This is a genomic window from Dietzia sp. DQ11-38-2 (assembly GCF_014145055.1).
Lineage (GTDB): Bacteria > Actinomycetota > Actinomycetes > Mycobacteriales > Mycobacteriaceae > Dietzia.
In genome coordinates this window covers 1-6125 of the sequence record NZ_JAALDW010000316.1, presented here as the reverse complement: position 1 = coordinate 6125, position 6125 = coordinate 1, and the positions used below count along the sequence as shown (strand labels likewise).

6 protein-coding genes and 1 pseudogene are annotated in these 6125 nt (G+C 67.8%); 1 reads left to right on the top strand and 6 read right to left on the bottom strand.

Annotation, left to right across the window (positions count from 1 at the left end; all coding sequences use genetic code 11):
* Positions 1-20: 20 nt before the first annotated feature.
* The 6 genes from pstB to G6026_RS11100 form a co-directional block, all read right to left on the bottom strand.
* Complete coding sequence (gene pstB / locus G6026_RS11125) at positions 21-797, bottom strand: phosphate ABC transporter ATP-binding protein PstB (RefSeq protein WP_095719166.1); 777 nt, start codon at positions 795-797, stop codon at positions 21-23.
* Positions 798-806: 9 nt separating this feature from the next.
* Positions 807-1721 (bottom strand): phosphate ABC transporter permease PstA, encoded by a 915-nt coding sequence (pstA, locus tag G6026_RS11120; protein WP_107755809.1) that lies wholly within the window; start codon positions 1719-1721, stop codon positions 807-809.
* Positions 1721-2773 carry a phosphate ABC transporter permease subunit PstC gene (gene pstC, locus G6026_RS11115; protein ID WP_107755808.1) on the bottom strand — a complete coding sequence of 351 codons (1053 nt, stop codon included), beginning with the start codon at positions 2771-2773 and terminating at the stop codon, positions 1721-1723. The genes pstA and pstC overlap by 1 nt, the downstream gene beginning before the upstream one ends.
* Before the next feature lie 76 nt (positions 2774-2849).
* Positions 2850-3959: a phosphate ABC transporter substrate-binding protein PstS gene (gene pstS / locus G6026_RS11110; protein WP_107755807.1), complete on the bottom strand. Its 1110-nt coding sequence runs from the start codon at positions 3957-3959 to the stop codon at positions 2850-2852.
* Positions 3960-4207: 248 nt separating this feature from the next.
* A complete protein-coding gene (gene mshD, locus G6026_RS11105; protein ID WP_107755806.1) occupies positions 4208-5146 on the bottom strand; it encodes a mycothiol synthase in 939 nt (312 codons plus the stop codon).
* A complete protein-coding gene (locus G6026_RS11100) occupies positions 5143-5832 on the bottom strand; it encodes a response regulator transcription factor (RefSeq protein WP_017835270.1) in 690 nt (229 codons plus the stop codon). Before G6026_RS11100 ends, mshD begins: the two co-directional genes overlap by 4 nt.
* A gap of 84 nt (positions 5833-5916) precedes the next feature.
* Between G6026_RS11100 and G6026_RS11095 the strand changes: the two are divergent.
* Positions 5917-6125: pseudogene (locus G6026_RS11095) on the top strand (DUF2993 domain-containing protein); the annotation flags it as partial.

Sequence of the window (6125 nt, the reverse complement as noted above, 5' to 3'; positions counted from 1 at the left end):
GACTCGCGGTGTGTGGTGACTCAGCCGAAACGGCCGGACACGTAGTCCTCGGTCTGCTTGTTGTCCGGGTTCGAGAATATCTTCTCAGTGGAATTGACCTCGACGAGCTGGCCCGGCATGCCGGTGGCCTCGAGCGAGAAGAACGCGGTCTGATCGGACACGCGCGCCGCCTGCTGCATGTTGTGTGTCACGATCACGATCGTGAACTCGCTCTTGAGCTCGGCGATGAGGTCCTCCACCGCGAGGGTGGAGATCGGGTCGAGCGCCGAACACGGCTCGTCCATGAGCAGGACCTGGGGTTCGATGGCGATCGCGCGCGCGATGCACAAACGCTGCTGCTGCCCGCCCGAAAGCCCGCCGCCCGGCTTGTCCAGACGATCCTTGACCTCGTTCCACAAATTCGCGCCGCGCAGCGACTTCTCGGCCACCTCGTCCAGCGTCTTCTTGTTCCTGACACCCTGGAGCCTGAGGCCGGCGGTGACGTTCTCCTTGATCGACATCGTGGGGAACGGGTTGGGCCGCTGGAACACCATCCCGATGGTCCGGCGGACGGCGACGGGATCCACCTTCTTGTCGTAGATGTCCACGCCGTCGAGCTTGATGGATCCTGTGGCGTACGCGCCCGCGATCTCCTCGTGCATGCGGTTGAGCGAGCGGAGCACGGTGGATTTGCCGCAGCCTGACGGGCCGATGAAGGCGGTCACCGAGCGCGGGGGGACGTGGAGGTCGACGTCCTTCACGGCGTGGAAGTCGCCGTAGAAGATGTCGACGTTCTCGAGGTCGAGTCGCTTGGCCATGACAGGTCCTTACTTGGTCTTCGGCGCGAGCGCCTTGGAAGCGAACGTGGCAAGGACGTTCGCCAGCGCGATGATAATGATCAGGGTGAGGGCCGCGCCCCAGATGCGGTACTGGCCGGCCTCGGTCGGGTTCGAGAGCTGGTTGAAGATCAACAGCGGCAGCGAGGCCATGTTCCCCTGGAACAGGTCGAAGTTGAAGCTCGCCGTGTAGCCCACGAGGATCAGCACCGGAGCGGTCTCACCCATGACGCGGGCGATCGAGAGGAAGACCCCGGAGATCATCCCCGACAGCGCGGTGGGGACCACGATGCTCACGATGGTCTTCCACTTGGGGACGCCGAGCGCGTAGGACGCCTCGCGGAGCTCGTCCGGGACGAGCTTGAGCATCTCCTCGGTGGACCGCACGATCAGGGGCAGCATGAGCAACACCAGGGCGAGGCTCACCGCGAACGCACTGAGCTGGAACTGCAGGACGGAGACCCAGACCCCGAAGATGAAGATGGCCGCGACGACCGAGGGCACCCCCGCGAGCACGTCGACCATGAAGGTGGTCGGCCTGGCGAGCCTCGACTCGGGGTACTCCACCAACATGATGCCCGCGGCCACGCCGAGCGGTATGGAGATGACGGCGGCGATGATCGCCTGGACGAGGCTGCCGTAGATGGCGTGACCCACACCGCCCGCCATCGAGGACGGGGACACGAGGAAGAACGAATTGGTCCACCAGGTGGGGTTGATGACCGCGGGGATGCCCGACTCGATCACCTTGTACAGCAGCGCCACCAGCGGGATGACGGCCAGCACGAAGCACAGGGAGAAGACCACCGTCGCCGCCCTGTCCTTCGCCCTGCGGCTGCCGGCGATGGGCAGGAAGGTCTCCGAGGGCTTGGCGGGCTTGGCGAGGTCGGACGTTGCCTGGGTCATCAGCCGTTGACCTTTCCACCGGACACGGAGCGTGCGATGAGGTTGACGAAGAAGGTGAGGATGAACAGCACCAGTCCGGCCGCGATGTAGGCGCCGGTGGGCAGCGGGTGGTTGAACTCGGCCGCGCCCGACGCGATCTTCGAGGCGAACGTGAAGCCGCCGTCGAAAAGCGACAGGGTGCCGGGGGCGCTCGCCGCACGGAGGATGATCAGGACCGCGACGGTCTCACCGAGCGCACGGCCGAGCGCGAGCATGGATCCCGCGATCATGCCGGACTTCGCGTAGGGGAAACACGTCATCCGGATCTTCTCCCACTTGGTCGCCCCCAATGCCAGGGCGGCCTCCTGGTGGAGCGAGGGGGTCTGCCGGATGGTCTCGCGCGACATGGAGGTGATGATCGGCAGGATCATGATCGCCAGGACCACTCCGGCGGTGAAGATGGTCCCCCCACCGGCGATCGAGACGTTGCCGTCGCCGAAGAGGAAGATCCACCCGAGGTTCCGGTTGAGCCACTCTGACAGGGGGACCAGCCACGGTCCGAGGACGATCAGTCCCCACATGCCGTAGATGATCGACGGGACGGCGGCCAGGAGGTCGATGAGCGCCGACAGCGACCTCGAGAGCCGCGGCGGCGCGTACTGGACGAGGAAGGTCGCGATGCCGATGGACACCGGCACCGCCAGGACCAGCGCGAATATCGAACTCAGGACGGTCACCCTGAACATGTCGAGGATGCCGAACCTCAAGTCGTCCGGATTGGTCGTGTTCCATTCGGACGAGGTGAAGAAGTTGACGTTGTTCGCCATCAGTGAGGGCGCCGCCTGCATGACCAGGACGATCGCGATCAGGGCGATCAGGGCGACGATGACGCCGCCGGCCGCCACCGTGGCGCTGCGGAAGACCGCGTCCGCGCCCCGAGAGGACCTGCCGGCGAGGAGATCGCTCTTCGCGCCCTTCTCCGGCGCCGGCTCCGACCCCGTGCTGCCGGAGAGGTCGCCGGACTGCCCGGTGCTCCGGTCGGCGTGGCGGTCGACGGATTCGTGAACTGTCATTGGACCTTCAGTCGCTCGGGGTGACGTGGACGGTCACCGGCTCGCCGAGGCGGGCGACGGGCCGGTGACCGGTGGATCAGGAGATCTCGGAGATAGCGGTGAGGAGCTGCTCGCGGAAGGCGTCCGGCACGGGGATGTATCCCTCGTCCTCGAGCTGCGCCTGGACGTCCTCCGCCACCGCGATGTTGAGGAACGACCGGACGGCCGCGGCGGTCTCCGGATCCTCGTACGACGAGCAGACGATCTCATAGGTGGGCAGGATGATGGGGTACGCACCCGCGGCTTCGGGGACGTAGAACGACGAGGTGTCGATGACCAGGTCGTTGGTGCCCTCGTTCTGCAGGCGTGCCGAGTCGATCGTCACGCCGGCCGTCTCGGCGTTGAGTTCCACGCCCTCCGGATCCGCGGGGGTGATGACCTTGACCATCGACAGGTCCTGGTTCTTGGCGTACGACCACTCGGTGTAGGTGATGGTCCCCGGGGTCTGGCCGATGGCACCGGAGACGCCCTCGTTACCACGGGCACCCTCGCCGACCCCACCGGTGAAGGTCTTGCCGGCGCCCTGCGTCCACGCGCCCTCGGAGGCCGCCTCGAGGTACTTCTGGAAGTTGTCCGTCGTGCCGGACTCGTCCGACCGGAAGATCACGGTGATGGACTCGTCCGGGAGGTCCACGCCCTCGTTCTCCTCGGCGATCGCCGGATCGTTCCACGTGGTGATCTCGCCGTTGAAGATCTTGGCGAGGGTGGGGCCGGAGAGCTTCAGCTCGACGCCGTCGAGGTTGTACGCCACCGCGATCGGGCCGAAGACGGCGGGGATGTTCCACGCCTCGGAACCGCACCGCTCCTCGGCCGCCGCGTAGTCGGCCTCCTTCAGCGGGGAATCGGATCCACCGAAGTCCGTGATCCCACCGGTGAACTCGCTCACGCCGGCGCCCGAGCCGTTGGAGTTGTAGTTCAGCGTCTGACCCTCGCAACTCAGGGCGTAGGAGTTGGCGAAGATCGTCATGGCGTTGTTCTGGGCGGAGGACCCCGACGCGGTCAGGGTCGGCTTGCCCTCACATTCCGCGCCGGAGACACTCTGCGCCGCGGTGTCACCGCTTCCGGTGTTGTCATCCGAGCAGGCGGCCAACCCGACCGCGGTGAGGGCGGTGAGGCCGAGAAGAGCACCGGTGCGCTTGAGGTCCACTGAATCTCCTTGTTTCGCCCGGCGGCGAGCCCTCCGGGACATGTCTTTGGTGACAGCAACACGACGCCGGGCCGATTCCGAGACCCGACGAGCACAGAACGTAAGGGGCCGATATGAACGGTCCCGCCGGAGAAGATGAACTAGAGATGAACTCAGCGGATGTGTCACGAAAGGAACGCTTAGTCAGGTCCCGACCAGTGCGCCGAACTGGGCATATGGGCGGCCAGCGGGTCGCCTGATCCGATACCTCACTCCGAGGCGTAGGTCACATCGCGGTGCTCGACCGTGAACCCGAGCTTCTCGTAGGTCCTGAGGGCAGCCGTGTTGTCGCCCTCCACATAGAGGACGACCGACTCCGCACCCCGTGGTCCCTCGAGGTGCGCCACCCCGAGCGAGGTGAGCATGCCCCCGAGTCCCCGACCCTGGTCGGCCGGGTCGACCCCGACCACGTAGACCTCACCCTCCACGGGGGAACCGGGCTCGGTGACCGTCTTGGTCCAGTGGAACCCCGCGAGCCGTGGCGCCGGCCCGACGGTATCGACGGCCAGGAAGACCCCCGCGGGGTCCACCCACTCCACCGCGAGGCGCTGGTCGAGCATCCCACGGCTCCACCCGCCCTGCTCCGGGTGCCACGAGAAGGCGGCGTTGTTGACGCGGAGCAACTCCTCCCGGGCGTCCAGCCCGGGCCACCGCCCACCTCCTTCGGAGACCGCCTCCGCCAGGGTTCCCGTCTCGATCCCCTCGGCGGGACCGATCGCGGGGAGTGCGGGGCCGTCGGCCGCGCTCCGACGCATCTTGAGGAGCTCTCGGGTGCGCACCAGACCGACCGAAGCGGCGAGCGCTCGCGCGGCCGGCAGGTCACCGTGCGCCCACACCGCGGCGGCGGGCTCCAACTCGAGCACGGTGCGCACCAGTTCCGAACCGACCCCTCGTCTCCGCTCCCGGGGGGCGACGACCATCTCGGCGGTCGCGTCCCCGCCCTCGCCCGCGAGCTGTGCGTAACCGACGACCCCTCCCCCGTCGCCGCGGATCAGCAGATGGCGGACGCCCTGCCCGTCGTCCGACCGGAGAGACCGCATCGGCTGCTCGCCGAGCGGGGGCACCCCGTCCTCGTCGCCGGCCTCACGGGCGACCGCCTCGATCATGGCGGCCGTGGCGTCGTCCACCGAACGCTCGATGGCGATCATGCGTCTCCCCCGTCCTCCCTGCGGTCGGTCGGCCGGACCGCCTTGTACCCGACGTTGCGCACGGTTCCGATGAGGGACTCGTGGTCCGGTCCGAGCTTGGCGCGCAGTCGCCGGACGTGGACGTCGACGGTCCGGGTGCCGCCGAAGAAGTCGTACCCCCACACCTCCTGGAGGAGCTGGGCGCGCGAGAACACCCGCCCGGGGTGTTGGCACAGGTGCTTGAGGAGTTCGAACTCCTTGTAGGTCAGATCCAGGGGTCGGCCCTTGACCCGTGCCACGTAGGTCTCCTCGTCGATCACGAGCTCGCCCACCGTGAGCAGTCCGCCGTCGGACTCGCCCTGCGACGAATGACGTGCGGCGGACAGTCTGAACCGGGCGTCAACCTCGGCGGGCCCGGTGGTCGGCAGGATGATGTCATCGAGCCCCCAGTCCCCGCTGACCGCGATCAGTCCGCCCTCGGAGACCACCGCGATGACGGAGATCTCCGCGCTCCCCGAGAGGAGCCGGCAGAGCGCGCGCGAGGCCGCGAGATCACTCCTCGCGTCGACCACGGCGAGCGCGGCACCGGCCAACTCGCCCACCGAGGAGGCGAGGGGCGGTAGCAGCCTGACCGAGTGCGGCAGGAGCGACAGAGCCGGGACCACCGTCTCGGGATCGGATTCAGCCGTGAGGAGCACTACGTCCATGTGTCGCTTCCTCCTCGTCCTGGCGCCCAGACGATACTAGCGACCCACCCCCCAGTTACGGCCATCGGAGTAGACCTGAACCCCATGAGAGCTCGTCGCACCGTCGCGGTGGTGGCCGCCACCCTGGCCGTCGCACTGGCCGGCGCCTTCGCCGTCGACACCGTCAACGCCTCCAGGGTGGAGGCCGACGTGTCCACCCGGATCCGCCCCGCCACGCCGGGACTCCCGGCCCCGTCGGTGATGCTCGGCGGGGGTCCGACCGCACGGTGGACCGGGCCCGGGACGCCGGCGTC

Coding starts and splice junctions, on each gene's coding strand:
- G6026_RS11100 (WP_017835270.1), bottom strand. CDS start 5,832: ATGGACGTAGTGCTCCTCACGGCTGAATCCGATCCCGAGACGGTGGTC.
- pstB (WP_095719166.1), bottom strand. CDS start 797: ATGGCCAAGCGACTCGACCTCGAGAACGTCGACATCTTCTACGGCGAC.
- pstC (WP_107755808.1), bottom strand. CDS start 2,773: ATGACAGTTCACGAATCCGTCGACCGCCACGCCGACCGGAGCACCGGG.
- mshD (WP_107755806.1), bottom strand. CDS start 5,146: ATGATCGCCATCGAGCGTTCGGTGGACGACGCCACGGCCGCCATGATC.
- pstA (WP_107755809.1), bottom strand. CDS start 1,721: ATGACCCAGGCAACGTCCGACCTCGCCAAGCCCGCCAAGCCCTCGGAG.